Source organism: Chryseobacterium sp. WG14, from assembly GCF_024586945.1.
GTDB lineage: Bacteria > Bacteroidota > Bacteroidia > Flavobacteriales > Weeksellaceae > Chryseobacterium.
Genome location: NZ_JALCZD010000018.1, coordinates 39593 through 66105 on the forward strand (window position 1 = coordinate 39593; position 26513 = coordinate 66105).

The 26513-nt window shown below is 37.4% G+C and carries 27 protein-coding genes; 9 read left to right on the top strand and 18 right to left on the bottom strand.

What is annotated here, in order from left to right; genetic code table 11:
• Window position 1 precedes the first annotated feature (1 nt).
• The 4 genes from MP478_RS21455 to MP478_RS21470 form a co-directional block, all read right to left on the bottom strand.
• Window positions 2–523 (bottom strand): NAD(P)H-dependent oxidoreductase, encoded by a 522-nt coding sequence (locus MP478_RS21455; RefSeq protein ID WP_257191666.1) that lies wholly within the window; start codon window positions 521–523, stop codon window positions 2–4.
• A gap of 197 nt (window positions 524–720) precedes the next feature.
• Window positions 721–1539, bottom strand: coding sequence for a YgcG family protein (locus MP478_RS21460; protein ID WP_257201609.1), 819 nt, complete (start codon window positions 1537–1539; stop codon window positions 721–723).
• Complete coding sequence (locus MP478_RS21465; protein ID WP_202271782.1) at window positions 1520–1948, bottom strand: TPM domain-containing protein; 429 nt, start codon at window positions 1946–1948, stop codon at window positions 1520–1522. The genes MP478_RS21460 and MP478_RS21465 overlap by 20 nt, the downstream gene beginning before the upstream one ends.
• Window positions 1948–2553: a LemA family protein gene (locus tag MP478_RS21470; RefSeq protein ID WP_047493113.1), complete on the bottom strand. Its 606-nt coding sequence runs from the start codon at window positions 2551–2553 to the stop codon at window positions 1948–1950. The genes MP478_RS21465 and MP478_RS21470 overlap by 1 nt, the downstream gene beginning before the upstream one ends.
• Window positions 2554–2627: 74 nt before the next feature.
• Here MP478_RS21470 and MP478_RS21475 point away from each other — a divergent pair, with 74 nt between their 5' ends.
• A complete protein-coding gene (locus tag MP478_RS21475) occupies window positions 2628–3131 on the top strand; it encodes a dihydrofolate reductase (protein WP_257201610.1) in 504 nt (167 codons plus the stop codon).
• 164 nt (window positions 3132–3295) lie between these two features.
• Window positions 3296–3862 (top strand): tetratricopeptide repeat protein, encoded by a 567-nt coding sequence (locus MP478_RS21480; RefSeq protein WP_257201611.1) that lies wholly within the window; start codon window positions 3296–3298, stop codon window positions 3860–3862.
• Window positions 3863–3915: 53 nt separating this feature from the next.
• On the opposite strand, the gene MP478_RS21485 is transcribed toward MP478_RS21480, so the two are convergent.
• The 5 genes from MP478_RS21485 to MP478_RS21505 all read right to left on the bottom strand — a co-directional run bounded on the left by MP478_RS21485 (window position 3916) and on the right by MP478_RS21505 (window position 7060).
• A complete protein-coding gene (locus MP478_RS21485; RefSeq protein ID WP_257201612.1) occupies window positions 3916–4437 on the bottom strand; it encodes a hypothetical protein in 522 nt (173 codons plus the stop codon).
• Between the two features lie 4 nt (window positions 4438–4441).
• Window positions 4442–5074 (bottom strand): trimeric intracellular cation channel family protein, encoded by a 633-nt coding sequence (locus MP478_RS21490; RefSeq protein ID WP_230040008.1) that lies wholly within the window; start codon window positions 5072–5074, stop codon window positions 4442–4444.
• Between the two features lie 42 nt (window positions 5075–5116).
• Entirely contained in the window at window positions 5117–5317 is a 201-nt protein-coding gene (locus MP478_RS21495; RefSeq protein WP_257191690.1) for a four helix bundle protein, read from the bottom strand.
• A 193-nt stretch (window positions 5318–5510) separates the two neighbouring features.
• Window positions 5511–5975 (bottom strand): pantetheine-phosphate adenylyltransferase, encoded by a 465-nt coding sequence (gene coaD, locus MP478_RS21500; protein ID WP_230040006.1) that lies wholly within the window; start codon window positions 5973–5975, stop codon window positions 5511–5513.
• 95 nt (window positions 5976–6070) lie between these two features.
• Window positions 6071–7060: a D-alanine--D-alanine ligase gene (locus tag MP478_RS21505; RefSeq protein WP_257201613.1), complete on the bottom strand. Its 990-nt coding sequence runs from the start codon at window positions 7058–7060 to the stop codon at window positions 6071–6073.
• A gap of 154 nt (window positions 7061–7214) precedes the next feature.
• On the opposite strand from MP478_RS21505, the gene MP478_RS21510 reads away from it, so the two are divergent.
• The 6 genes from MP478_RS21510 to murI all read left to right on the top strand — a co-directional run bounded on the left by MP478_RS21510 (window position 7215) and on the right by murI (window position 14152).
• The gene (locus MP478_RS21510) at window positions 7215–8309 is read left to right on the top strand and encodes a PASTA domain-containing protein (RefSeq protein WP_257191661.1); all 1095 of its coding nucleotides are present in this window, start codon (window positions 7215–7217) and stop codon (window positions 8307–8309) included.
• Window positions 8310–8383: 74 nt separating this feature from the next.
• Window positions 8384–9457 carry an RluA family pseudouridine synthase gene (locus MP478_RS21515; protein ID WP_230039995.1) on the top strand — a complete coding sequence of 358 codons (1074 nt, stop codon included), beginning with the start codon at window positions 8384–8386 and terminating at the stop codon, window positions 9455–9457.
• Between the two features lie 51 nt (window positions 9458–9508).
• Window positions 9509–10459 carry a PorP/SprF family type IX secretion system membrane protein gene (locus MP478_RS21520; RefSeq protein ID WP_230039993.1) on the top strand — a complete coding sequence of 317 codons (951 nt, stop codon included), beginning with the start codon at window positions 9509–9511 and terminating at the stop codon, window positions 10457–10459.
• 51 nt (window positions 10460–10510) lie between these two features.
• A complete protein-coding gene (gene hemW / locus MP478_RS21525) occupies window positions 10511–11635 on the top strand; it encodes a radical SAM family heme chaperone HemW (RefSeq protein WP_257201614.1) in 1125 nt (374 codons plus the stop codon).
• A 48-nt stretch (window positions 11636–11683) separates the two neighbouring features.
• The gene (locus tag MP478_RS21530; RefSeq protein WP_257201615.1) at window positions 11684–13276 is read left to right on the top strand and encodes a DUF4139 domain-containing protein; all 1593 of its coding nucleotides are present in this window, start codon (window positions 11684–11686) and stop codon (window positions 13274–13276) included.
• Between the two features lie 45 nt (window positions 13277–13321).
• On the top strand, window positions 13322–14152 hold the full coding sequence (gene murI / locus MP478_RS21535) for a glutamate racemase (protein ID WP_230039969.1): 831 nt from the start codon (window positions 13322–13324) through the stop codon (window positions 14150–14152).
• Window positions 14153–14323: 171 nt separating this feature from the next.
• Here murI and MP478_RS21540 read toward each other — a convergent pair whose 3' ends face one another.
• The 9 genes from MP478_RS21540 to MP478_RS21580 all read right to left on the bottom strand — a co-directional run bounded on the left by MP478_RS21540 (window position 14324) and on the right by MP478_RS21580 (window position 25211).
• The gene (locus MP478_RS21540) at window positions 14324–15931 is read right to left on the bottom strand and encodes a solute:sodium symporter family transporter (RefSeq protein WP_257201616.1); all 1608 of its coding nucleotides are present in this window, start codon (window positions 15929–15931) and stop codon (window positions 14324–14326) included.
• 43 nt (window positions 15932–15974) lie between these two features.
• Entirely contained in the window at window positions 15975–16952 is a 978-nt protein-coding gene (locus MP478_RS21545; protein ID WP_257201617.1) for a Gfo/Idh/MocA family oxidoreductase, read from the bottom strand.
• A gap of 88 nt (window positions 16953–17040) precedes the next feature.
• Window positions 17041–18519 (bottom strand): CoA-acylating methylmalonate-semialdehyde dehydrogenase, encoded by a 1479-nt coding sequence (locus tag MP478_RS21550; protein ID WP_257201618.1) that lies wholly within the window; start codon window positions 18517–18519, stop codon window positions 17041–17043.
• Complete coding sequence (gene iolD / locus MP478_RS21555; protein WP_257201619.1) at window positions 18516–20399, bottom strand: 3D-(3,5/4)-trihydroxycyclohexane-1,2-dione acylhydrolase (decyclizing); 1884 nt, start codon at window positions 20397–20399, stop codon at window positions 18516–18518. Before iolD ends, MP478_RS21550 begins: the two co-directional genes overlap by 4 nt.
• A gap of 19 nt (window positions 20400–20418) precedes the next feature.
• Window positions 20419–21423, bottom strand: a complete 1005-nt coding sequence (gene iolC / locus MP478_RS21560) for a 5-dehydro-2-deoxygluconokinase (RefSeq protein WP_257201620.1) — start codon at window positions 21421–21423, stop codon at window positions 20419–20421.
• Between the two features lie 19 nt (window positions 21424–21442).
• Entirely contained in the window at window positions 21443–22309 is an 867-nt protein-coding gene (gene iolB / locus MP478_RS21565; RefSeq protein WP_257201621.1) for a 5-deoxy-glucuronate isomerase, read from the bottom strand.
• A gap of 26 nt (window positions 22310–22335) precedes the next feature.
• Entirely contained in the window at window positions 22336–23367 is a 1032-nt protein-coding gene (locus MP478_RS21570) for a Gfo/Idh/MocA family oxidoreductase (RefSeq protein WP_257201622.1), read from the bottom strand.
• 18 nt (window positions 23368–23385) lie between these two features.
• On the bottom strand, window positions 23386–24267 hold the full coding sequence (gene iolE, locus MP478_RS21575) for a myo-inosose-2 dehydratase (RefSeq protein WP_257201623.1): 882 nt from the start codon (window positions 24265–24267) through the stop codon (window positions 23386–23388).
• On the bottom strand, window positions 24264–25211 hold the full coding sequence (locus MP478_RS21580) for a class II fructose-bisphosphate aldolase (protein WP_257201624.1): 948 nt from the start codon (window positions 25209–25211) through the stop codon (window positions 24264–24266). Before MP478_RS21580 ends, iolE begins: the two co-directional genes overlap by 4 nt.
• Window positions 25212–25434: 223 nt before the next feature.
• On the opposite strand from MP478_RS21580, the gene MP478_RS21585 reads away from it, so the two are divergent.
• Complete coding sequence (locus tag MP478_RS21585; protein ID WP_257201625.1) at window positions 25435–26484, top strand: substrate-binding domain-containing protein; 1050 nt, start codon at window positions 25435–25437, stop codon at window positions 26482–26484.
• The last annotated feature ends 29 nt before the right edge of the window (window positions 26485–26513 follow it).

Consider the following 26513-nt stretch of genomic DNA (forward strand, 5'->3'; position numbering starts at 1 on the left):
TCTATTGGTTGAGAAGTTCTGTAAATTCTTTTTTATGTAAAATGATTTCTTTTTTTGACAGCTTATTGGCTTCGTAAACAATCTTAATATGCTTTATATCTGCTTTAAAGACCTTTAAAGAAACAATCAGTCCGCTGATAAGCTCATCAATGGTGTATTCATACGTTCCTGTTTTGCTGAAAGATCTTTCCTTTCCGCCGGTAGTGATCAGGATGTAAACTTCTTTATTTTCTAAAGGATTGTTTTTTTCCGGTTGAAGCCAGTCTCGATCGAAGACTTCATCAATCCATAATCTTAATAAAGGAGGCATTCCAAACCATATCAGTGGGAACTGAAAGACAAACCTGTCATAATTGGCAAGACGTTTCCTTTCTCTGAAGGCTGCGATATGAAAATCAGGATATTCTTCATAAAGATCTCTTAAGGTATAATGCTGGTGGCGAACGTAGAAATTGATCAGCTCTACATTCGAATTAGAGTGCTCCAGATAGGGATGAGCAAATATTACCAGCGTCTTCTTCATAATCCTGTTTTCAGTAAATATAGTGAAAAAATATTGGATAAAAGGTAGGTTTTAGTTGGATTTATTAATTTTTTAATATGTAAAATGTGGTTTAGTGCTTATAAAAATCAATAAAACAATAATATTTTGAGTTTTTAAACAAAAAAATCAGGCCTTTATGACCTGATCTGTTTCTATCTATTGTTTCTGGATTAAAATTACCATCCACCGGATGCACCACCGCCTCCAAAGCTTCCGCCACCGCCGAAGCCTCCAAATCCGCCGCCACTGCCGCCGGAACTTCCACCACCGAAGCCTCCGCCACCAAAACTTCCAGGGAATGGGAAGAATCCACCAGGATAGTTTCTGCGTCCTCTTCTTGTGATGATAACGTCATCATCGTTATCGTTGTTGCCTCTGCCGGGGCCACCACCTCTGTTACCAAAGAGAATGGCAATAATGATGAAAATGACAAAAGCAATGAGGAGGATTTTAAATGCACTTCCATTACCGGAAGGGGCTGTTGTTTCTTCAGGTTTAAATTTCCCCTGAACAGCTTCCATAATGGCTGAGGTACCACGGTTGATACCTTCATACCAAAGTCCTTTCCGGAAATTGGGTGTCACAATATAATCCAGAATCTGTCCTGCTACTGAAGCTGTGAGATATTGCTCTACCGCTCTTCCCTGCTGGATAGACATTGTTCTGTCTTCTGTAGCCACCAGGAAAACCACTCCATTATCTACTCCTTTTTTTCCGATTTTCCATTTCTGACCAAACATGGTGGCCAAAAAGTTCACATCTTCTCCTTTGGTAGACTTGATGATTACGACTTCAATTTCCGTTGAGGTAGAATCCGCAAATTTGATCAGCTTATTATTAAGCTCATCCTTCTCCTGCTGGGAGAGCAGTCCGGCTTCATCAAAAACCGGATATAGCACTGCCGGCTTTTCAGGAACAGTATATTGTGCTGATACAAAACTGTAAAAGCAGATCAATAAAAATGAAAATACTATTTTAAGAGAACGTAATTTCATTCGGGAGTTGGTTTGGGTTTTCTCCTTCCACAGGAAAATATTTTTTGAGTTCAAGGCCTGTTTCCAGGATGGCACTTTTTAGCGCCTGGTGATAATTTCCTTTGGCAAATTCAGAGGTTACATAGTCATGCAAATGATCCCAGTAAGACTGCTGTACCTTTTCATGTATCCCGATATCTCCGATAATGGTCAGATATTTTTGTTCGAAATTGATATGAAAAAGCACTGCGTTTCTGTCAGCTGTTTTATCCATACAAAGCTCTTTGAATACCTCAAATGCAGTTTTTGCATTCCGTTCTTCCGTATTGGAGTCTATATGCACTCTTATTTCGCCTGTAGAATGATCTTCTGCTGACTGAATCGCTTCCACAAGGGAAGCGATTTGTTGATTTGTAAGGAAATTACTCATTATTTGAATACCTCAGGTGCTTTTTGAGCTCCTGCTTCAGCTTTGAAATAAGGTTTTTCTTTAAAGTTGGTAAAATTCGCCAAAATATTATTGGGGAAAGTTTTGATGGAGGTGTTGTAATCCTGCGCAGCCTCGTTGTAATATACAGTTTCTGTTCTGATACTGTTTTCAATAGCGGTATATTCTCTTTGGAAGTTGATATACTGCTGGTCTGCTTTTAAATTTGGATAAGACTCCACAACAGCCATCAATCGGCTTAAAGCTCCAGATAATTCTCCTTGTGCAGCCTGGAATTTAGCAATGTCAGCATCTGTCATATTTGTAGGGTCAACATTGATGGAAGTTGCTTTGGAACGTGCTTCAACCACTTGTGTTAACGTTTCCTGTTCAAATTTTGAATAAGACTTAACCGTTCTTTCCAGGTTAGGGATAAGATTGGCTCTTTTCTGATATACGGTCTCTATATTAGACCATTTTGTGTTCACCGTCTGTTCTTTGGTTACGAAGTTATTATATCCGCTTTTTCCCCAAAAGAATAGAATTGCAACAATAACAAGGAGGGCAATACCAATAGTTCCGGCGCCCAGACATCCTTTATTTTTCATAGTTTATTTTTTTTTAATTTTTTGTGCTAATCAAATATACAAATTATGTGCTAATTTTGCAGAAAATTATTTGAATGACAACAATAGTGGTGGCAATGGGAGAGAAAAATGAAATTGGTTTTGAAAACCAGTTACTTTGGCATCTTCCTACAGATTTAAAACATTTTAAAGATCTTACCTCGGGGCATCCGATTATTATGGGAAGAAAAACATATGAAAGTATTGGGAAGCCTCTTCCTAACCGTACCAATATTGTTGTTTCAAGAAAGAAAGATTGGTTTGAAGAAGGCATTCTTATTGTGGGCAGTATCAAGGAAGCGGTGAAATTTGCTAAAAAAATAGATGAGGAGGTTTTTATTATTGGGGGAGGTAATATTTATGAGCAGACGATGGATGCTGTAGATAAACTTGAAGTAACCTTAGTGAAAGCTGATCTGAAGGCTGATACATTTTTTCCGAAAATTGATGGGAAGATCTGGAAAAAGACCAGTGAAATCTGTCATGAGAAAGATGAAAAAAACGCCTATGATTTCTGCTTTCAGACATTTGAGAAAATAAAGACCAAAGAGGAGGTTTAAATATTAGCAGTCAGTTTTTGCTTCGCAAATGAATAGTGAATGTCTTTGACTTCTATAAAAATAGACAGGCTAAGCGTCTTGACAATTCATAATTGGCTTTTTGGCCTCTAAACCTTAAACTCTAAACCTTAAATTTATTATCTTTGCACTTCTAAAATTTAATAATGAATAAATACATAAAAATTGTAATAGCAGCTCTTCTTATCCTTACAGGAGTTTATATGATGTTTTTTACAAGAAATCTAGGCTGGGGTATTGTTGTTTTTCTTCTTTCAGCATTTCCGATCTTACTTTTCTTTAAAAATGAATATATCCTTTTGGCTTTCTGGCAATTGAGAAAGCAGAATATGGAAAAAGCGGCAGAATGGCTGACTAAGATTACCAACTATCAGGCACAGCTCCACAAATCCCAATATGGATATTTCCATTATTTATTAGGATTAACGCAAGCTCAGGATCATCCTACAAAAGTAGAACCTTTGATGAAAAAAGCATTGGAGTATGGTTTGAATATGAAGCATGACAGAGCCATGGCTACTTTAAATCTTGCGGCATCTGCTATCTCTAAAGGAAGAAGGCAGGAAGGCCAGAAATTGTTGGAAGAAGCAAAAAGATTAGACAGTGCAGGAATGATGACAGATCAGATCAAGATGATGAAAGATCAGTTGAAAATGCCTACTATGCAAAAGCATATGCATAATCCAAATATGAGACAAAGAGGAAAATTCTAATTGATTTTCTGTTATACCATATAAAGGTCCTGATTTTTTCAGGACTTTCTTTTTTACTTACCAGGAGGTGGAGGTGGAGCTTCCTGCATGAAAAAAGTATCTGCAGGATACATATTTTCTTTGACAAGGAGTAAGCGATCCAGTTTTATAAATTTATCACGGAGACCATCGTCGTAAAAGTTACGTTTCTGATTTTTGTAGTGAACAGAAACCAATGGGAAATTACTTTTGTGATCCGGCTTATCTTCTTTATTAAGGTATTTAAGATAATTTTCAAAAGACAGCGGATCGTTTGCTTTCATTTTGTAAATGATTTTAGGTAACGTTTGAGCTCTTTTTCCCCCTGTATCTATCTGAGAATACTTTTCCAGAAACAGACTGTCATTTTGTTTGATAAAAATATATACTTCAAATGCAAAAAAAGTACATGCTGAAAGCTCTGTTTTGATTTTCATGGTATCTCCATTTTCCATTTTTTCAGAGAACTGATAAAGATCTCTATTCAAATCAAATTCACTCTTATGCTGACAAGAGAATAAGGAAAGGGATAAAATGATGAAAAATATGCTTTTCATGAATTTACATTTCCGAATTATGGTCATAGCCATAAAACTTAGGCATCTGCCAGTGATATTTTACGGCAAAAGTTCTGATGGCAACGATCAGTAAAATAGTAAAGATCTGTATAAAAGTATAGGATAGCGGAGTGTATTTTGTCATCAGTAAAAATGCTGCCCCACCCACAATACAGGCGGTAGCATAGATTTCTTTTCTGAAAATCAAAGGAATCCTGTTCAGTAAAATATCCCGGATAATACCTCCAAAGCAGCCGGTAATGGTTCCCAGTCCGATACAGATCAAAGGATGAATACCTACATTCAGCCCTTTTTGAATTCCGATAATGGTAAATAGTCCCAATCCGAAGCTGTCGAAAATAAACAGGGTTACTTTAAAATTCTTTTCAAGAGATTTGAAGACCATTGAAAATATACTGGTAATCAGGATCAATACACACATGAGAAGATCATGCATCCAGAACACAGGGATGTCCAGCAGGAGATCCCTCACCGTTCCTCCACCTACAGAAGTAACAAAGGCAATAATAAGTACCCCAAACGGATCAAGCCGTTTTTGCATCGCTGCAAAACTTCCTGACATGGAAAAGGCAATGGTTCCAAGTACTTCTATGGCGAAATTGAACTGTTCGTGCATATATTATAAGTGATGAGCAATGAGTAATAAAAATTATGCCATTTAAATTTGTGATAGTTTGAACTTATATCTGGTCATGACTTTTACTAATTCTTCACATTCTGTTTTTAAATATAGAATTTTTTCAGGATTTACATATTCTAATTCTTCAATGATCTCAAGCCAAAGCTGATTTTCATCAATTTTTTCAACAACAATACATATTTTAGCAAATTTTTCTTTTTCAGATCTTGCTCTTGAAATAGTTCTGTAATTTGCTGCTACAGAAGTAGTTGATCGTTATCTGTTTCCTTATTATGGAAAGGCCATCAGAACAGGGTAGTGGAGAAAGTGTTCTAATAATAGCAATAGGACAGTTTTTGGCTCGTTCCCTAAAGATCTGATTAAAACCCCTACTATTAAAATTACTTATTACTCATTGCCAATTACCTATGTTTTATATCTTCACTCTCACGGAATCCGGAACCATCAGTTCGTATTCTCCTCCGTGGGTGATGATTTCTCTTACAATGCTGCTGCTGATAAAAGACTTGCCGGATGAAGTGAGTAGAAATACGGTTTCCAGTTTTTTGTGAGCTAATGTCCTGTTGGTATGAGCGATTGCTTTTTCAAATTCAAAATCAGCAGGATTTCTTAAGCCTCTTAGAATGTATTGTGCATTTTTTTCAAAACAGTAATCTACTGTTAATCCTTCAAATGAGTCTACTTCTACATTGGGGAATTCTGCCACAGAGTTTTGAATAAATTCCATTCTTTTTTCAAGAGGGAACATATATTTCTTCTGAGAATTCTGCCCAATGGCAATAATTAATTTATCAAATAGCGGTGCCGCTCTTTCTATAATATCGTAATGTCCTAGTGTAATGGGATCAAATGACCCCGGGAAAACAGCAATTTTCATGTGGTACGAGTTATGAATTTTGAGTGATTTTGAGGTATAAAAGTTTATTCTTATTCCAGCTTTCAACCTCTAATTTTTCAACTTCTTTTTATGATCTATTTTCTTTTATGTAAAGCTTTTTCAACTTCATTTCCGCAAAGATCCAAAAGGGAAATTCCGTAATGCTTTGCCTGTTGGGGAAGAATACTTGCAGGAGAGAATCCCGGGTTGGTATTCATTTCAAGCATATAAGGAATTCCATCCATTAAAATATATTCGCTTCTTGAAAATCCGCTCATTCCTAATGAATTGTAAGCTCTTTTTGCTATTTCTTCCACTCTCTTTGTGGTTTCCGCATCAACTCTTGCCGGAGTAATTTCTTCTGAAGCTCCTTCATATTTTGCTTCATAATCGAAAAACTCATTGGTAGGTACAATTTCAGTAATTCCCAGTACTATGGTTTCTCCTTTAAAATCTATAACCCCTACAGAAACTTCCATTCCATCCAGGAAACTTTCAATAAGAATTTCATCATCTTCTTTGAAAGCTATTTCTGTAGCAGCAATCAATTCTGACTTTTCTTTTACTTTTGAAATTCCCAGAGATGATCCGGACTGATTAGGCTTCACAAAAACCGGAAGGCCTAATTCTTCTGTAATCTTATCAACATTAATGTTTTCTCCTTTTCTTAAATATACACTTTTGGCAGAAGGAATTCCATATTTTGACAATACAGCAAGGGTATCTTTTTTATTGAAGGTAAGAGCACTCTGATAAAAATCGCAACCCGTATACCGCTGGTCTATTGCATCCCAATATGCCTGTAGAATTCCATTTTCACCAGGAGTTCCATGGATAGTATTGAAGCAGACATCAAATTTTAATTTTTCACCATTATCTAAAACTACAGAAAAATCTCCCTTACTGATATCGTATTTTTTATCATTTTCTCCTAAAAAGTACCATTCATCTTTTAGAATGACTACTTTATATACATCATATAGATTTCTGTCTAAAGAATCATAAATCAACTGTCCGCTTTTTAAGGAAACCACATATTCATCAGAATAGCCTCCCATTACTACGGCAACGCTTTTTTTGTTCATAATCATATAGTATCAATTAAGGCAAATTTAATCATTTTATGCAATGCAATATGGGAAAACTGGAAATTTTAAAATCAAAAATGAATTGTTAAATAAAAAGCACATTCTAAAATTATTAGTTATATTTGCGGTTGTAATAAAAGTATTTTTAAATATGCTTAAATCACTTTTCAATTGGAAAGTTTTACTTAATTTAGTAATAGCCATCGGCATTTTTGTGGGGCTGGTATGGCTCACATTTCGTTGGTTGGAATATCATACAAACCATGGGCAGGAAATTCCTGTTCCTAATGTTGTTAATAAATCAGTGCATGATGCTATTAAAATATTAGATGATACCGGTCTTGAATATGAAGTGGACAGTGCCAATTATGATCCTAAATACAGACCTTTCCAGGTTCTTCAGATTTATCCGGCACCTGGCTCCCGTGTAAAAGACGGAAGAACGGTACGTTTGAGAGTTAATCCAAGAACATGGGCTCAGATTGCTGTGCCTGATGTTATCAATAAATATTCCGGACTGGCCTTCCAGAGACTTGATCAGGTGGGTCTTAAAATAGGAGATACGATCTTTGAACCAAGTATTCAGAAAGATGCTCTTCTCAGAATATTATATAAAGGTAATGCCGTTAATCCGGGAACACGTTTACCTAGATTCTCTGTCATAGATGTTGTAGTAGGAACAGGTCCTATGAGAAATATTTCTATTCCTAATGTAGTGGGACTTTCTGTAAAAGAAGCAAGAGCGGTTATTACAAAGGGAATGTTTGAAGTAGGATTGGTAGAGCATGAAGATGGCAGCAATGATGAATCTGATATCATTTATTATCAGGATCCTGCTGCAGGAGATGTTCGTGACCAGGGCATGCAGATCGATTTATGGGCAAGTAAGCGAACTCCGGCTGAGCTTAGGGCTAAAGTGGAACAGCTGAATTCTATTTACCGTATGAAAGTAGATACTTCTTTGCCACCGGTACGATATGAGGAAGTTCATAATGAACCAAGTTTTGATCCTCCGGTAGCTCCGGCACCGGTTCCCAAAAGAGAAACGCCAAAACCTGAGCCTGTAAAAACAGAGACTCCTAAAACCCAGACTACGGCTCCTAAGTCAACAGCTTCCGGAGCAGAGAAACCTAAAACCTCTGCCGGCAGCCAGGCAACAGGAAGCACAGCTAAGCCTGCTGCTTCTACAAATACAGGGCAGCAACCTGCTCAAAAGCCAAAGGCTAAAAAAGTAGTCGTAGAATAATATCAAACTAGTATAAATAAATACAGGCTTCAACTGCAAAATGTTGAGGCCTTTTGTGTAAAAAATATAAAACAATGTCAGAAGATAACGAAGGTTTTTTAGATGAAGAATTATTAGATTCCAACAGTATTGAAAATATCGATATTGATGAAGAAAATAAAGGATTGTATGAACATCTTAATCTCACTGTTGACAACGGACAGGAGCCATTAAGAATAGATAAATTCCTGTTAATACACAGGCAGAATTCTTCAAGAAATAAAATTTCCCAAACCTGCAGGGCAGGGAATGTCGTGGTAAACGGAAATCCTGTAAAACAGAATTACAGGGTAAAGCCTGGGGATCAGATTTCAGTTTTACTGACGCGTCCTCCAAGAGAAAATGTTATTATCCCACAGGATATTCCTATTAATATAGTATATGAGGATGATGATTTAGTGGTTGTTGATAAAGAACCGGGAATGGTTGTCCATCCGGGATTTGGAAATTGGGATGGCACACTGGTTAATGCATTGGCCTTTCACTTTGAAAAGAATGGTGAAAAATCTGATCTGGACAGGGTAGGGCTTGTACACAGAATTGATAAGGATACTTCAGGATTATTGGTAATTGCCAAAACTGAATATGCATTAAGCTTTTTAGCGAAACAGTTTTTCAACAGAACTACTAAAAGGCTTTACTGGGCTTTTGTATGGGGAAATCTTCAGGAAGATGAGGGGACAATAAGAGGGCATATCGGAAGACATCCCAAAAATAGAATGCAGATGTCTGTATATGAAGACGGAAGCCAGGGAAAGCATGCCGTTACGCACTACAAGGTATTGGAGAGGTTCAGGTATATGACCTGGGTAGAATGTAAACTTGAGACCGGAAGAACCCATCAGATCCGGGCCCATTTCAAACATATTGGCCATACCTTGTTTAATGACGAAAGATATGAAGGCCATACACCTTTACGAGGAGTGAACCTGCCTAAGTATAAGCAGTTTATAAAAAATGTTTTTGAAATTCTGCCCAGACATGCACTTCATGCGCATACCCTGGGATTTATACACCCAACCACAAAAAAGGAATTATATTTTGAGAGCCCAATGCCCAAAGATATGGTGGATGCCGTAAAAAAATGGAGAAATTATTTAGAAAACTAAAAATATATTGAGATTTTTTTTATATTTGTTGAATTGAAATCAAGATTTGTTATGAGAAAACTATATGCTATCGTATGTTTAGCTCTTTTGTCAAATGCATACAAAGCACAGGAAACACTACCCTACTATCAGCAATATCTTATGGATGGTGAGTTCCTATTCAACCCAGCTCAATACGGAAAAACAGACTACGTACAGCTCAACGCTAATTATCAACAACAATTTTCAAAATTCAACAACTCTCCGAATGTACAATCAATCGGGATTAATGCGAATATTTTTGATAGAGTGGGTGCGGGTATTTCTGTTTTTAGAGATAGCAATGGGCCTATTTCTGCCGGAGGTATTACAGCGGGTGCTTCCTATTTTATTCCGCTAAGCAGCGAAGGAGATAGAAAGGATCAATTCTCTTTCGGTACAAGTGTTAACTTCTATAACATGAATTTTGATTATTCAAAAATTAATACTGAAGAAGCTAATGACCCATTATTGAGAGGGGAAGAGAGTAACCTTTTTATGGTGTATGCAAACTTCGGTTTGGCTGCTACGTACAGAGGACTTTTCGGGGGAGTTTCCGTTAATGATATTGCTTTAAGTAATGATCAGTCTATTGTAAACGGGTATGAACCATCACCTATTAAATTCTTTTTAAACTTAGGATACAACTGGAATATTGCTGATAATATTTCAATTGCACCTTCCGCATTAATCAACTTAAATACCAACTCAACAAGAATGATTGACTGGAATTTAATGGCCACATTCTCTAATGAGATTAATGCATTTTCTTTTGGGGTAAGCTACAGAACTGTTCAGAACAGATTCGACAGTCAGGATTTGAGTATCTCTCCAATTGTAAAAGTAAGATTCAACAAGTTTATGATCGGTGCCACTTATAATCTGGGAATGTCTGATATTCAGAAAACTGGAGGAAATAGCTTTATGCTTGGCCTTGGTTATAACTTCGATAACTTTATTAATGTTAGAGGATTTAGATATTAATCAATTTAATTTAAATAAATTTGAGCTCTGAATTTTTTCAGAGCTTTTTTTATGATATATATTCACATCCCATTCTGTAAGCAAAAATGCAGCTATTGTAATTTTCATTTTTCAACATCCCTGAACTTTAAGGATGAAATGCTTCATGCTATGAAAACGGAAATGATGCTTCGGAAAGATGAATTACAGAACAAAACCTTACGATCTTTATATTTTGGTGGCGGAACACCTTCCATTCTTTCAGTCGATGAGATCCATTCTTTAATTGATGAAGCTTTACGATATTTCAGTTTTGATAAAGACATCGAAATTACGCTGGAAGCTAATCCTGATGATCTGGATCAGCAGTTTTTAAAGCAGCTGGCAGGAACTCCCGTGAATCGTTTATCTATTGGAACACAGAGTTTTTTTGAAGAAGACCTGAAACTGATGAACCGCGCTCACAGTGCTTCGGAAGCAGAAAGCTCCATTAAAAGAGCCCAGGATTTTGGTTTTGAAAATCTAAGCATTGACTTAATTTATGGTTCACCTACTTCGAATCTCGAAATCTGGAAGGAAAACCTGAATAAAACAATTGAACTAGAAGTTCCTCATATTTCGTCTTATGCTTTAACTGTGGAACCTAAAACGGCGCTGGAAAACTGGATATCAAAAGGAAAAGTGATCAGTCCGAAGGAAGAAGAGCAAAACAGAGAGTTCTACTATCTCTCAGATTTTCTTAAGGATCATGGATTTGAACATTATGAAGTTTCCAATTTTGCAAAACCGGGATTTTATTCAAGACACAATTCAGCATACTGGAAATATCAGGAATATCTTGGAATAGGTCCATCAGCACATTCCTATAACGGATTTGATGTCAGAAGCTGGAATGTTGCCAACAATTCGCAGTATATTAAAAAACTGGCAGTTAAAAACCTTGCCAAAGAAGAAGAATTGCTCTCTCAGGAAGACCAGTTTAATGAGATGATTATGATTGGCCTGAGAACCATTTGGGGTGTAGACCTTACGAGTTTAAAAAATAAGTTCTCCGATAAGATAATGGATCATTTTCAGGCGGAGGTAAAACCTAAGTTAGAAGAAGGCATTTTAATTATTGAAAAAGATCACCTGAAAATTCCTGAAAAGCATTGGTTTATGGCAGATGGTATTGCTTCGGATTTATTTCTGGTATAATGTTTATTAGATGTATATTTGAAGCCAGACTTTAAATAAACTAAAACCATGAGAAGAAGCTTATTACTCTTTTTCCTTTTTTCAAATGCTTTATACTTTTCTCAAAAACCAATTTTTACTAAAGCGAAAGTGTATGCAGTAAATGTATACAGAACTTCTGCTGAGTTACAAAATCTGGTAAATATTTCCCTTCCTTCAGGTAATTCTGAAGTTGTGATTACCAATGTTTCAGATGAAATTGTAGAGAAATCAATACAGATTAATACCAACAACAAGAATATTTCAATTCTTTCTGTACAGTACAGAGATGATTACAGCTCCAATTATTTTGAAAATAATAACCCAAGCGGGAAGAGAATTAAAGACAGCATAGTCATTTTAGAAAATTTTAGCACAAAAATCAATATCGAGCGTCAGACGAATGAAAAGACCCTTGAGCTGTTAGATAAAAATCAGGCTCTATTAGTAGGAAGCAATACCTCCAGCGTAGCGCAGCTCATGCAATTGACGGAATATTATAAAACCAAAAGGAATGAGATTAGTATTGCCCAGCTTGATATCAATAAAAAATATACGGAAGCTGTATCAAAACTTGCAAAGCTTAAAAACAGGCTGAAAGCCAATACAGAATCTGAAGAGACATTTTCTGACGGTGTCCTTGTTTTAAAAGTTGCAAGCAGCGTAGCCGGGAATGTAAAAATGGATTTGGGATATCTGGTTGAAAATGTTTCCTGGGAACCGTTTTACGAAGTAAAGGGCAATAAATTAACAGAACCTTTGGATGTGATTTTTAAAGCAAAATTAAGACAGGATACCGGACTTGACTGGAAAGGAGTAAAACTTTCCCTGATCAATGCAAGATCGTCAAGAAATAATAATGCTCCGGTAATGAATCCATGGTTTCTGAATTCTTACAAAAATGAGGAAAGACCTACTCAGGCTTATTCCCGCGGGAAAGATACTGCTAGAACCCGGGAAATTGAAGAAGTGGTAGTGACAGGGTATGGAGGATTTAAAATCAATGATAACCAATTGAATATAAGCTTCGATGTTGATATTCCGTATGATATTTTGTCTAATAATGAAGATCATTTCATCAATTTAAAGCAAATAAAAATTCCTGCAGATTATAAATATTATACAGTACCGAAGTATAATACTACCGCTTATCTGGTAGCTGATATTAAAGATTTTAATACATACGATCTGATTTCCGGCTCTGCTAATGTGATCTTTGAAAATATGTATGTTGGGGAAACTAGAATAAATCCCAATCAGACGGAAGATAAAATGAGCATTACTCTTGGTGATGACAAAAGAATAAGCATACGAAAGGAAATGGTGAATGATAAAGCTAATGAGAAATTCTTTTCTTCCTATCAGGAGAAAACATTCACCTATGATCTTATTGTACGCAATAATAAAAAGGAAGTGATCAATATTGATATAAAAGATCAGATCCCATTAAGTAAAGATGAATCGATCAAAATTGAGCTTCTTCAGAGTGATAATGCAGATTTTGATAAAGAGAAAGGATTCCTGGGCTGGAATGTTAAAATTTCTCCGTCAGAAACTAAGAAGTTTAGAGTAAGTTATAAAGTAAGATATCCGAAAGATTTTTCGGTTAGTAATCTTAAATAAGTAACAGATTATTCACTATTTTTGTATAAAATTTCAGTTCACAATTTGAAAACTAAAAAACAAGATTATTCGCATCTTTCACCTAGCCAGCCTATCGGTATTTTTGATAGTGGGGTGGGAGGACTTACCGTAGCTAAAGAGATTAAAAGGCTTCTTCCTCACGAAGATCTGATCTATTTTGGGGATACCAAGCACCTTCCTTACGGAGAAAAATCTAAGGAAGCCATTATTGAATATTCTACAAAGATCACTAATTTTCTGATGGAACAGAATTGCAAGGCCATAGTCATTGCCTGTAACACGGCTACAGCAAATGCTTTGAACGAAGTAATGCAGTCTGTGGCAGGTAAAGTTCCAGTGATAGATGTTATTAATCCTGTTGCTGAAAAAGTAGCTTACGAAATCCATAACAACGTTGGAGTAATTGCTACTAAAGCTACTGTAAATTCGGGATTGTATAAAAAGAGCATCCGAAAACAGAATAAATGGATCAAGGTAGATGAATTGGCAACACCATTACTGGTTCCTGCTATTGAAGAAGGATTTAAGAATCATCCGATTACCCATGCTATTATTTACAATTATCTTAGTAACAATAAGCTGAAAAATATTGAAACATTAATTTTAGGATGTACCCATTATCCACTTTTAATTGATGAGATCAAGCAATATTATGGAAACAGGGTCCGTGTTATTGACTCTCCGAATATCGTTGCCAACCATCTTAAAATTATCCTGGATAAATATCATCTTCTGAATGATCATAATCCCAAACCGAATTATCATTTTTACCTTTCGGATCTTACTAAGAATTTTGAAAAAATTTCTAAGAAGTTTTTCGGAAAAACCATTGATTTGGAATTGAAAGTACTATAATGTATAGATACAGTTTGGATTTTTATTTACTGAAAATAGAGAAATAATATTTTTTGTTATTCTCTAAAAAGATAAAGAGACTGCCGGTAAATGAATATTACTGGCAGTTTGTATTCTAAAAATATAATAATGGGTGCTAAATGTTAACCTAAGTTCCTTCAACAAATAGGGTTATTGGCTGGGAATAATCCCTATTGGGCTGAAAAACAGGAAAACTATGATCGTAAGAAGAATGATGAGAATGCAGACAGGTTTTAAATATTTCCAGTTTTCTACATTGACAGCTCCTGTATCCTTAATGACAAAATTGTTTTTTCTGGGATAATACCTGCTTACAATAATGAGGGTAAGGATTGTGATAACAAATGCAGCAGCCAAACGATGTAAAAAGTGAATATGAACGCCGATAGCCTCCATTCCGAATTTAGAAAACAAATAGAGCAGGGTGCCGGTTATCAGTCCTATTTTTGCTGCTTTTGCAGAGACTTTAGGTAACAATAGCCCAGAGATGATAATGGCAAAAATAGGCATATTGAAGATGGAGCTAAATTCCTGAAGGATAATGTACAAACCTTTCCCTGCCATACTAATAAAAGGAGCAAGAATAATAGCCGTAATGGCCATAATGGTTCCACTGATTCTACCTATCTTTACGACTTGTGTTTCTGAGGCTTTTTGATTTACATATCCTTTATAAATATCAATTGAAAATAACGTAGCTGCACTATTTAACGCTCCATTGAATGTACTCAGAATAGCCCCTACCACAATAGCTGCAAAAATACCGATAAGGCTTACCGGAAGTACAGCTTTTACAAGCTCAGGATAAGCATAATCAGGATCATTTAAACTATTTTTAAAATAATAGTATGCAATAATGCCGGGTACAACTACTACAAAAGGAATAAATATTTTAAAAAAGGCAGTTAAAAGAACTCCTTTTTGCCCTTCTGCAAGATTTTTGGCAGCGAATGCGCGCTGAATAATAGACTGATTCATAGTCCAATAGAATATTTGTGGAATAAACATTCCCGTAAAAAGTACTGAAAAAGGAACATCCGAATTGGATTCTCCAATTGCATTAAAGCGATCCGGAACAGCTTCAAAAACGGTATGTACCCCAGCTAAAAACTCTCCGTCACCTATTTTATAGAATGCGAGTATAGGAATAAGCGCACCTCCAATAACCAGACCAATACCATTAATCAAATCAGAGATGGCTACGGCTTTTAACCCTCCTAAAATAGCATATAAAGAACCGAGGGCTCCTATGCTCACCACCATGATGACAATGGCTGTCATTTTATCAATGTTCAGATTTTTTGAAACATCAAAAATACTTTCCATACTAATAGCTCCCGTATAGAGTACAATGGGAAGGAGAGTCGTAATGTAAAGCAATAGGAATAACCCTGAACAGATTACCCGCGTTTGTTTATCATAACGGAGCTCTAAAAATTCTGTAATGGTGACCAGTCCCATTTTTAGATACCTGGGAAGAAAGTAGATAGCCATAAATACCAAGGCAAATGCTGCCATAGTTTCCCAGGCCATTACTTCCATTCCAAAAGCATAAGCACTACCATTAAGACCCACCAGATGTTCCGTGGACAGGTTGGTGAGTAATAAAGAAGCTGTAATTAAAACGGCAGTCAAATTACGCCCTCCCAGAAAATATCCTACAGAAGAATGTGCCATTTTTGTTTTTCTTGTAAACCACCAGGAAGTAATGGCCACTCCGGCTGTAAATATGAAGAATGTGATTAATGTTGTAAGCATAGAGTTAAGTTTTTTTGATTACCATTGTAAACATTATTTTTCATTATAGAAAAATCAATTTTTGTTGTTCTAATGACCGCGCACAGGCATTAGCTAATAGGGCAGCCTTAAGGGCGTCCTCTGCAGTGGAAGGAAATTCTTTTTTCTCCTTTATAGAAGTAACAAATGCTTTTGCTTCTTCTATATATGAATCTTTATATCTCTCCAGGAAAAAGGGTTCGAGTACACTGCTTTCAATAGCACTTTCAAAATAAAAACGGGTATGGCTGATCTTTTTATTTTCCACAGAGATCATTCCCTGAACTCCCAATATTTCCAACCGTTGATCATATCCATAGGAAGCTTTTCGGCTGTTATCTATATTACAGATAATACCATTTTTAAACTTAATGGTAATAAGGGTTGTATCTGTATCTTCTGTAAAATTGCGGGAACCTATGGCAATAATCTGCTCAGCCTCACTTTCACTGATAAAACGGGCCATATCCAGATCATGGATACTCATGTCATTGTAAATTCCTCCGGATTGTCTGGAATATTCTGCAGATGGAGGGAAAGGATCCCTGCTGGTGATTTTAATAATCACAGACTTGCCTATTTTTTTCAGTTTTGCTTTGGCATTGGCAAAGTCAGGATCAAAGCGTCGGTTAAAACCTACCATAAGACGATGATTGATATCCGGATAAGAATCTATAATAGTTTGAATTTTATCTCTATCTGCATCCAGTGGCTTTTCGCAGAATACATATTTATTGCTCCCTAAAGCTTCCATCACCTGAGTGAAATGTTGGCTGGTAGGTGAGCATATCCATACTGCATCAATATCCAGCCGACGCAGAATATTATGATAATCAGTATAGAAATGAGGAACCTGATACTCTTCAGCTGTTTTTGTTACGTGATCCAAAGAAATATCTGATAGCGCTACAACCTCAACATTTTTTATAGTTTTTAATGCTGCAAGGTGTACCTGTCCGATTCTTCCAAGTCCTATAATACCTATTTTTAATTGGGTGTCCACTTTATGTATAGTTGAATTTGTGTTTTTAACTTTCCTGTATTCCAATTATTTCGAACCCGAACCCTTTTATTTGATATGGAACCTGGAATTAAAAGGTTCTGGACCAGGTTTTAGGCCAGCGTTCGATGACTACTTTTGTCTGGGTATAAAATTCGATGCCGTGGCGTCCTTGTGCATGAAGATCACCAAAGAAAGACTCTTTCCATCCTGAAAAAGGAAACTGCGCGACCGGTGCTGCTACCCCTACATTGATGCCTATGTTTCCGGCCATTGCTTCACTCCGGAATTGACGTGCTGAAAGACCATCCTGAGTAAAAATACAAGCCATATTGCCGTAACGTCCACTATTGATAAACCGAATAGAGTCTTCCATAGATTTGAAATTAAGCAGGCTCATTACCGGACCGAATATTTCCGTAGAAATAATTTCTTTATCTAGCGGAACATTTTCCAGGATAGTAGGATACAGGAAATTTCCACGATCAAATCCGGAAACATTTTTTTGAGTACCATCTACCAGAAAGTTGGCACCTTCGGCAATTCCTTTCTGAATAAGCCCCTGAATTCTTGTTTTACTTTCCTGAGAAATTACAGGTCCCATTTCTATTCCGTCTTCAAGGCCATATCCTACTTTTCTGGACTTGGCAGCTTCTACCAGAGCATCTTTGATTTTTTTATCATCACCAACAGTAATAACAAGGGACGCTGCAAGACAGCGTTGGCCTGCACAGCCATATACTGAATCCGTGATGATTTTTGTAGTCATATCAATATCGGCATCAGGCATGATAACGATAGGATTTTTAGCTCCTCCCTGTGCCTGGACGCGTTTTCCGTATTTGGCTCCTTCCGAGTAAATATATCTGGCTATGGGAGTAGAACCTACAAAGCTGATAGCCTTTACATCCGGATGCCGGAGCAGCGTATCTACAGAATCTTTTCCACCGTGTACCAGACTTAAAAGGCCCTTAGGCAGATCTAAGTTCTTATGGATAAGATCAAATACATATTGCATGGTGGCGGGTACTTTTTCTGAAGGCTTTAGGATGAAAGAATTTCCCGTGGCAATTGCATACGGAAGAAACCAAAAAGGAATCATTCCCGGGAAATTAAAAGGAGTAATACAGGCACAGACTCCCAGGGGCTGTCTGATCATGAATTCATCAATCCCCGGAGCTATATTTTCAGAGAACTCAGACTGATTGAGGACATATGTAGCACAGGCTACTTCCACATTTTCAATAGCACGCTGTATTTCACCCAAAGATTCTGCATAGGTTTTCCCACATTCATTGGTGATGAGTTTTGCAATTTCTTCTTTGTGGTCTTCTAATAACATTTTCATTTTGAATAAAGGCTGTACCCGCTTCATTGCAGGGACGTCTTTCCACTCCAGATAAGCCTTTTGGGCATATTGTATAGCTTTTTCCACATCTTTTACGGTATCCGGACCGGAAGGAACTTGCGCAATTACTTCCTGAGTTGCCGGATTATGTACGGAGGTATATTGGGTAGAGATACTGCTCTGCCACTCTCCGTTGATGTAATTTTCTAATGTTTTCATCATTTGTATTGATTAGGTTTTATGTATTGCTGTTGTTGTTGTTTATTAAATTCATATTGTTTTCGGGCCTCAATAACCTCTGGGAAAACCGATATTTCAGGGATGGGAACTTCCCACCATGAATAAGCGTAACCCTGGAGTTTCCTGTCCCGGATGGTTTCTACGTAAATAACCGTTGTTTCCTTATTATTTTTGGCTTTGATAAGACTTTCCTGAAACTCAGCCATGTTTTTAGGCCGGAATACTGCAGCTCCCAGACTTTCTGCATTTTTTGCCAGATCAGTTGTCAGAGGGGGGCCATCCAGTTGGCCTGTTTTTTCATTTCTATAATTAAAATAAGTTCCAAACCCTTCTTCTCCAACAGCATTGGAAAGTCCACCTATTGAGGCATAGCCATTGTTGTTGATTAATATTAAGGTGATCTTATATCCTTCCTGTAGTGTGGTAATCAGATCAGAAGGCATCATAAGATAAGTGGCATCCCCACACATAACATATATTTCCCGGTCAGGATCTGCCATTTTAGCACCAAGACCTCCCGGAATTTCATATCCCATGCATGAATTTCCATACTCCAGGTGAAAGCCTTTAGAGTTTTTGGTTCTCCACAATTTATGCAAATCTCCAGGCAATGAGCCTGCAGCACAGAGAATTACATCTTTATCTTCTATAAAATCATTGAGGGCTCCCATATATTCTACCTGTACAGGATGATCAGGATTTTCGCATGCATAGGCTTTTGTTACAATTTCATCCCATTCTTTATGATAGCCGTGAACTTTTTCGATATACTTTTCTTCTGTGTGATAATCTCTCAACGCTTTACGTAATGCTTTAAGAGTTTCCCTTGCATCTCCCTGTAAAGGAACCGCAGAATGTTTGAAAGCATCAATTTCTGCAACATTGATATTGATAAAAATGACATTGGGGTTTTTCCATGCTGATTTGGAGGCAGACATAAAATCTCCATACCGGGTCCCTATTCCAATGACAAGATCTGCTTCTTCAGCAATTCTATTGGCTCCTTTGGTACCAGTTCCTCCCATTGCCCCAAGATTGAGGGGATGTTCATAATGAAGAGATCCTTTTCCGGCATAGGTTTCAGCAACCGGGATTCCAAACTGTTCTGCAAAAGTTTTTAACTCTTCTTCTGCTTCAGAATAGATAACTCCTCCTCCTGCAATAAGCATTGGTTTTTTTGAATTTTTTATAAGGCTTACGGCATATTCTAATAATTGAAGATCCGGTACCGGCCTTGGAATATACCAGGTTCTTTTTTCAAAAAGCTGAACAGGGAAATCATAGGCTTCCGTTTGTACATCATGTGGAAGAGCCAGTGTTACAGCTCCTGTTTCAGCAGGTGAAGTAAGAACACGCATGGCTTCCAGTAAAGATGAGGTGAGTTGCTCCGGGCGTTGGATGCGGTCCCAATATTTTGAAATGGGCTTAAAACAGTCATTCACAGAAATATCCTGAGTTTGGGCAGATTCTAATTGCTGTAGTAAAGGAGTTGCGGAACGTGTCGCAAAAAAATCTCCGGGCAGCAATAATACGGGTAATCTATTAATGGTAGCACCGGCAGCAGCTGTAATCATATTAAGTGCTCCCGGACCTATGGAGGTCGTGCAGGCAAATGTCTGCAGTCTGTTTTTCATTTTTGCATACGCGGTGGCGGTATGGACCATGGCCTGCTCATGACGGGTTTGATAATAGGTGAAATCTGGATTTTGTTTCAGAGCCTCTCCTAAACCAGCTACATTTCCGTGCCCGAAAATCCCGAAACACCCTGCGAAAAATAGCTGTTCTCTACCATCTCTTTTGGTGTACTGATTTTTTAAAAATTCAATAGTAGCCTGTGCTACCGTTAATCTTTTTGTTTCCATAATTCAACGGTTGATAGGGTTAAAAGCCTCCTTTGTCTGTAATGAACTGAATTATTTCTTCATAAGTAGGTGCGTAATTACTACATCCCTGCCTGGTCACAATCCATGCACCGCAAGCATTAGCAAGACGGGCAGATTGGTACGTATCCCAATTTTGGAGGTACCCATAAATAAACCCCGACGCAAATGCATCTCCTGCACCCAATACATTGACAACTTCTACCGGAAATCCCGGGATATCTTCCGTCTTTCCGTCAGGATAATAAGCGGTCACCCCTTTGGATCCTGTTTTAACCAAAAGAAGCTTTATTCCGGAGGATAACACCTGTTTGATCACCCCATTGATATCACCTTCGATAGTTGGGGAAGAAATAGCACTGTCTTTAATTGTTACCTGATCGGAATCTGTAAGCCCCATTGCCAAAAGTTCTTCTTCTGTACCCATAACAATATCACAAAGAGGAAGGTATTGACGAAGGGTAACTCCAAATGCCCGTACATCATGCCATAGATTGGCTCTGAAATCGATGTCTAAAAAAATGGTTGTTCCTTTTGTTTTGGCTTTTTCTGTAGCATAGATAGCTGCACTTCGGGTAGGCTCTACGGATAATGCCGTACCTGTCATCAGGAAAGATTTATATTGGTCGAAATCTATTGTGTTCACCATATCTATTGTGAGATAGTTATCTGGTGCTTTATCCCTATAAAAAACCAGAGGAAATTTATCAGGAGGTACAATACCACAAACGACAGCCGTACTGGTAGTATCCCTGATGATATTGACATGGGACACATCTACATTTTCCTGCTTTAAGGTATGGGTAATAAAACCTCCAACAGGATCATTTCCAACTCCTGTTACAATACTTGTCCTGAGGCCGAGTCTTTGTGCTCCTACGGATATATTTACCGGAGATCCTCCAATGGCAGTGGTAAGCTCTTTGATGTCATTAAACTCTGCACCAATATTTTTAGAGTACAGGTCTATGCTGGCTCTTCCGAATGTTAGTAGATCAAATTTCATTTACTTTATATTAATCGTGTTACTGATTATTCATGGCAGGAGTTACTAAAGGAAGACGAGGGTCTTTTCCTTTCCATGAATCAAAAATCCATTCATAGTCACTGTCGGGGGTATTGGCGAGTGACTGATCGGATCCCGCTAGAAAATTTAAATAATAACAATGATAGCCATGTACTGCTGTTACCGGATGGTACCCCCTGGGCACCAGTACTGCATCATCATGTCTTACCCGTAATATCTCGTTTAAAGGATCCTGATGATCTTTTGTGTAAATTTGCTGGATAGCATAAGCTTCAGGCTTTTGAAATTTATAGAAATAGATCTCTTCCAGTTGGGCTTCCTGCAATTCTCCATTATGATCAATAATTCTTTCATCATGCTTGTGGGGGGGGAAGGAGCTCCAATTTCCGGATGGAGTATATACCTCCCGGCATACAAGTCGGGAACATCCAAATCCCGGCGGAATTAAATCATTGAATTGCCTGGTGGCATTATCTCCGCCAAAAATCACGGTGGGAGTTTCTTCCGGAGTAATCATCTGAGGTTCAAAATCATGATCAGCACTACACCAACAATAGGCAATGTCTAGCGCTTCAGAGGTTGGTATAAGGGTGAATTGAGTTTCTCTGGGCAGATAAAGGGTATGGGCTATCCCTTGAAATACATTCTTTCTTCCATTTTTTGTTTCCCAATTTCCTCTGTTGCTTTCCACTTTGTAATTACCGGACAATAGTACAATTACCATTTCATGTTCTCCCGTATCATAGGTCCATGTTTCAGATGGACCCATAAGACGAGCTTCAAAATTCAGCCAGTTCCAGCCTGCATTTTCGGCAGATATACTTTGGTAGATTTTCTGTTTTTTAGATTTTACTATAAGATTCATTTGTGTGTTTTTAGGCGCGTTCTTGTCTAAGAGAGTAGATCGGCAATGGTGACTGGCTTTTTCTCTTTAAATGATTTCGTTAATGCAGTAGCCACTAAAGTGGCATTGGTTGCGTTATGCATCGTTAATTCAGGATGTTTGTTTTCTAACACATGGTCTACAAAAGATTGAATCTGTGTCAGAAATGCATGCTGGAATCTGTCAAAGAAAGTTTCCATTCCTTCTCTTCGGATGCCATGTTTGTCTGATATCTGAAGCATATTTTTTACTGGAGGATCACCAATTTTTAAGTTTCCTTCTGTAGCGAAAATTTCTGTACTGGTATTATGCCCGAAAGAGGAAATTCTGGAGGCCAGCAATACAGCCATAGTTCCATTTTGAAGCTCACACATAGCAGCTGTATTGTCTGCATCTCCTGCGAGGCCAAATTCAGGGAATCTGTACGCTCCTCCTAAAGCCCAAACTTTTTCTATTCGGGAATCTAGATACCAATGGGCCAGATCTATGTCGTGAACATTATAATCATGGAAAATTCCTCCACCAGTGGTACAAAATTCAATCTGAAATGGTGCAAAAGTATCTTTATCTATTGTTTGGGAACGTAAAAGATAGGGAGTTCCTACCAGTCCTTCATTAATTTTGATCTTAGCTTCTGCATAGCTGGAATCAAACCTCCGGACAAATCCTAACATGGTAATCCGATCGGGATGCCTGGCCACTATTTTTTCAACGCGGAGACAGTCTTCTATATTAAGTGCTAAAGGTTTCTCGCAGAAAACATGATAACCGGCCTCGAGAGCTTTAATGATTGCATCAGCATGTTGATCTGTTGAGGTAACAATAACTACAGCATCCATATCCTTTTGCTGATCAAGCATTTGGTCATAGGAGGTATAAAGATTGGAAATATTGCAGGTCTCTTTTACATAATCCAATTCTTCCTTTCTTATACTGCATGCTGCAATCAGATTGGCATTTGGAACCAGATAGGTCAGGTTTTTAGCGTATTCTTTACCCAGCCTGCCTAACCCTACAATTCCAATATTCAATTTTTTCATAAGTTTATTTTTCTTTTTTTAGAATTTTAAAGTTTCTGTCATGAATTGGTAGCCTTTCTGGGCATATTCAAAAGGATTGGCTTTAGCGGGATCCTGTTCTGCCTCTACTACGATCCATCCTTTATAATCATTTTGATGTATAATTTGAGCCAGCGTATGCATATCGAGGTTGCCATTTCCAGGGATAGTATATATGCCTAGTTTTACAGCCTGTAAAAAGCTGTTATTATCTTTATACACCTGTTCCTGAATGTTTTTTCTTACATCTTTGAAATGGATATGGGCCGTGCGGCCTATGAATTTTTTTAATGCCTTAGCCGGATCTTCATTGGCAAAAGCAAAATGGCCGCAATCATAATTAAGCTTTACATATTCTTCTTTTGTCTCATTGAGCAGGCGGTCGGTTTCATCAATGGTCTGTATCATTGTTCCCATATGGTGATGGTAGGAAAGGTGCATTCCAAAATCATTCAATGCTATTTTACCCAGTTCATTCAGCCCATGGGTTAATTTTTTCCAATCTTCATCCGATGCTTTTTTCCGTTGTGTGATGGGGGTATTGTATTTCCCATGAATGGTATTCCCACATTCTGCGCCACCCACTACTTTTGAATTGAAATGCTTTAGAAAATGCAGCTGATTCATGAAATCCTGTTTTACCTGTTCATATGATTTAGCAGTCAGTTCATAACTAAACCATTGGTTGCAGATAGTAAGCCCTCTGATGTCGAGATATTTCTTTAAGATTACAGGATCTTTAGGGTATTTATTTCCAACTTCACAGCCTTTATAGCCGGCCAGGGCCATCTCACTGATGCATTGTTCAAAAGTAATATCTTTTCCCAGCTCAGGCATGTCATCATTAGTCCAGCCAATGGGAGCAATTCCTAATTGTATCATATGTGTTTTTTATATAGTTGTGTTTTATTAGCGTTGCCTAATATTTCAAACTTTTTAGCGATAAGAAGTTCGAGTTCCTGCATATATTGGATGCCTGGTCTTAAAGGATCCAATTGATCGGGGTGATTTTGTAAATATTCTCTGAGAACTCTTATCCATAATATTCTAAGATCGGTAGCGATATTGAGTTTGCATATTCCGTAGGGGATGGCTTTTCTGATCTCTTCTTCCGTAATACCCTTTGCATCTTCTTTAATGTTTCCTCCCGCGGCATTTATTCGTTTTATTTCTTCGTAATCTATGGAAGAAGCACCATGAAGAACAACGGGGAAATCCGGGACTCTTTTCTGGATATCCTTCAGGAGATCGAAACGGAGCCCTTTGCCTCCGGAGAATTTATAAGCACCGTGGCTTGTTCCTACAGCAACAGCAAGACTGTCGCAGCCCGCCTCTTTTACAAAATATTCCACGTCGGCAGGATTGGTATACAATGCGTTCTCTTCTTCTATATTAAGATGATCTTCCACACCACTCAGTACCCCAAGCTCTGCCTCAACAGAAATGTTTTTAAGATGAGCTCTATGGGATATTTTTTTTGTCCGTTCAATATTCTTTTCCAAAGGATCATGCGAGGCATCGATCATTACAGATGTATATTCTCCTGATTCAATAGCACTGTCAATATGCGGTTCATTACCGTGATCCAGATGCAGGGCGAAAAGAGCATCGGGGTATATTTTAGCGGCAGCCTTTACGCAGTTAATCAGCATAAGAGGGTGCATGTATTCTCTGGCAACCGGAGTAGTCTGAATAATAAATGGAGCATTCATCTTTTGTGCTGTACTAAATAAAGCATGAATCTGCTCAGGCATCGAAATGTTGATCGCAGGAATACAAAACTTTCCGTAAGCTTCTTTAAAAAGGGTAACCGAGTTAGTTTTCATATAATTATTGAATTTATAAAAAATTAACTTGATTATTTAATTTTTTATCATTGTGTTCGAACACGAATTTATATATTTATTTATAAATAGCAAAATATTTATTAAATATTTATTTTATTTTTTGATTATTTGTAGATTTAATGGGAATTCGAGACGGGTAGAACAAAAGGAATGAAATGTTTTCTATATTTGTTGAAGACTTATTTACACTAAATCATATATTTTGACAATTAAGGAAATTGCCCGATTAGCGAATGTTTCCCCTGGAACAGTGGATCGTATACTGCATAACAGAGGGGGAGTGGCGGAAAGTACCCAAAAGAAAGTAATAGAAATAATAGAACAGGCAGGCGGATTCAAGCCTAATGTTATTGCCCGTAATCTGGCACTTAATAAAGTGTATCAGGTAGCGGTTTTAATGCCTTTGTTTAATGCGGCCAGTCCATTTTGGGAATATCCTAAAAAAGGAGTGCTTAAAGCGGTAGAAGAAGTTTCGAGCTATGGAATGAAAGTTTCTGTTTCCTACTTTGATGAATTCAATGTAGATTCTTACAACAGGGAATTAGATAAAATCCTGAAGAATAAAAACCTGGATGGGATTATCATAGCTCCACATTTTGCTAAAGAGACACAGGAAAGAAGTGGTGTGCTTGATGCGCTTAATATTCCTTATCTGTTTTTGAATGTTCCTTTGAAAGGACTCAATAACATTTCTTTTGTAGGTCAGGATTCTTTTGCCAGCGGGAGGCTTGCTGCTAAACTTTTTCACGTTGCTCAAAATACAAATAAGCCACGGGTCTTAATAGTGGAGGTTTTAGAAGATTTCGAAAATTATTATGGATTGGATCAACGGGTGAAAGGGTTTATGAGCTTTTTCTCAGACCATACCTCTCATGTGATCATTGAAAAATTAAGAGTTCCGAATAAAAATACTCAACTCTATTATAAGCTGTTAAGTGAAAGCCTACATGCTTATGAAGATATTGGTGGAATATTCTTTCCCTCCAACTCAATAACAAAAGCAGGAAGGTATTTTGAAACACACCAGATAAAACTGGATCTGGTCGTTGGGTATGATGTGACTGAGGAGAATAAAAAATACCTGAATCAGAATATTATTACTTTTCTTATTGGCCAGGAACCATTCCAGCAAGGATATAAAAGTGTCAAACTTATGTTTGAACATCTTGTACATGGAGAACAGCTGAATGCTGTTTATATGTCACCTGTACAGATTATAGCTAAAGAAAACCTGGAATATTATGTACATTGACCCATTCGCTATTCCAGGTTTTTGAAAAG

What these genes read in the sequence shown, in the direction of transcription:
- iolC (WP_257201620.1), bottom strand. Translation starts at nt 21,423, where the DNA reads ATGAAATTTGATCTACTAACATTCGGAAGAGCCAGCATAGACCTGTAC.
- MP478_RS21460 (WP_257201609.1), bottom strand. Translation starts at nt 1,539, where the DNA reads ATGAAATTACGTTCTCTTAAAATAGTATTTTCATTTTTATTGATCTGC.
- MP478_RS21455 (WP_257191666.1), bottom strand. Translation starts at nt 523, where the DNA reads ATGAAGAAGACGCTGGTAATATTTGCTCATCCCTATCTGGAGCACTCT.
- MP478_RS21520 (WP_230039993.1), top strand. Translation starts at nt 9,509, where the DNA reads ATGAGAAAACTATATGCTATCGTATGTTTAGCTCTTTTGTCAAATGCA.
- MP478_RS21505 (WP_257201613.1), bottom strand. Translation starts at nt 7,060, where the DNA reads ATGAACAAAAAAAGCGTTGCCGTAGTAATGGGAGGCTATTCTGATGAA.
- MP478_RS21510 (WP_257191661.1), top strand. Translation starts at nt 7,215, where the DNA reads ATGCTTAAATCACTTTTCAATTGGAAAGTTTTACTTAATTTAGTAATA.
- iolE (WP_257201623.1), bottom strand. Translation starts at nt 24,267, where the DNA reads ATGATACAATTAGGAATTGCTCCCATTGGCTGGACTAATGATGACATG.
- iolD (WP_257201619.1), bottom strand. Translation starts at nt 20,399, where the DNA reads ATGGAAACAAAAAGATTAACGGTAGCACAGGCTACTATTGAATTTTTA.
- MP478_RS21465 (WP_202271782.1), bottom strand. Translation starts at nt 1,948, where the DNA reads ATGAGTAATTTCCTTACAAATCAACAAATCGCTTCCCTTGTGGAAGCG.
- MP478_RS21515 (WP_230039995.1), top strand. Translation starts at nt 8,384, where the DNA reads ATGTCAGAAGATAACGAAGGTTTTTTAGATGAAGAATTATTAGATTCC.
- MP478_RS21480 (WP_257201611.1), top strand. Translation starts at nt 3,296, where the DNA reads ATGAATAAATACATAAAAATTGTAATAGCAGCTCTTCTTATCCTTACA.
- MP478_RS21475 (WP_257201610.1), top strand. Translation starts at nt 2,628, where the DNA reads ATGACAACAATAGTGGTGGCAATGGGAGAGAAAAATGAAATTGGTTTT.
- MP478_RS21485 (WP_257201612.1), bottom strand. Translation starts at nt 4,437, where the DNA reads ATGAAAAGCATATTTTTCATCATTTTATCCCTTTCCTTATTCTCTTGT.
- iolB (WP_257201621.1), bottom strand. Translation starts at nt 22,309, where the DNA reads ATGAATCTTATAGTAAAATCTAAAAAACAGAAAATCTACCAAAGTATA.
- hemW (WP_257201614.1), top strand. Translation starts at nt 10,511, where the DNA reads ATGATATATATTCACATCCCATTCTGTAAGCAAAAATGCAGCTATTGT.
- MP478_RS21470 (WP_047493113.1), bottom strand. Translation starts at nt 2,553, where the DNA reads ATGAAAAATAAAGGATGTCTGGGCGCCGGAACTATTGGTATTGCCCTC.
- MP478_RS21490 (WP_230040008.1), bottom strand. Translation starts at nt 5,074, where the DNA reads ATGCACGAACAGTTCAATTTCGCCATAGAAGTACTTGGAACCATTGCC.
- MP478_RS21540 (WP_257201616.1), bottom strand. Translation starts at nt 15,931, where the DNA reads ATGCTTACAACATTAATCACATTCTTCATATTTACAGCCGGAGTGGCC.
- MP478_RS21580 (WP_257201624.1), bottom strand. Translation starts at nt 25,211, where the DNA reads ATGAAAACTAACTCGGTTACCCTTTTTAAAGAAGCTTACGGAAAGTTT.
- MP478_RS21570 (WP_257201622.1), bottom strand. Translation starts at nt 23,367, where the DNA reads ATGAAAAAATTGAATATTGGAATTGTAGGGTTAGGCAGGCTGGGTAAA.
- MP478_RS21550 (WP_257201618.1), bottom strand. Translation starts at nt 18,519, where the DNA reads ATGATGAAAACATTAGAAAATTACATCAACGGAGAGTGGCAGAGCAGT.
- coaD (WP_230040006.1), bottom strand. Translation starts at nt 5,975, where the DNA reads ATGAAAATTGCTGTTTTCCCGGGGTCATTTGATCCCATTACACTAGGA.
- MP478_RS21530 (WP_257201615.1), top strand. Translation starts at nt 11,684, where the DNA reads ATGAGAAGAAGCTTATTACTCTTTTTCCTTTTTTCAAATGCTTTATAC.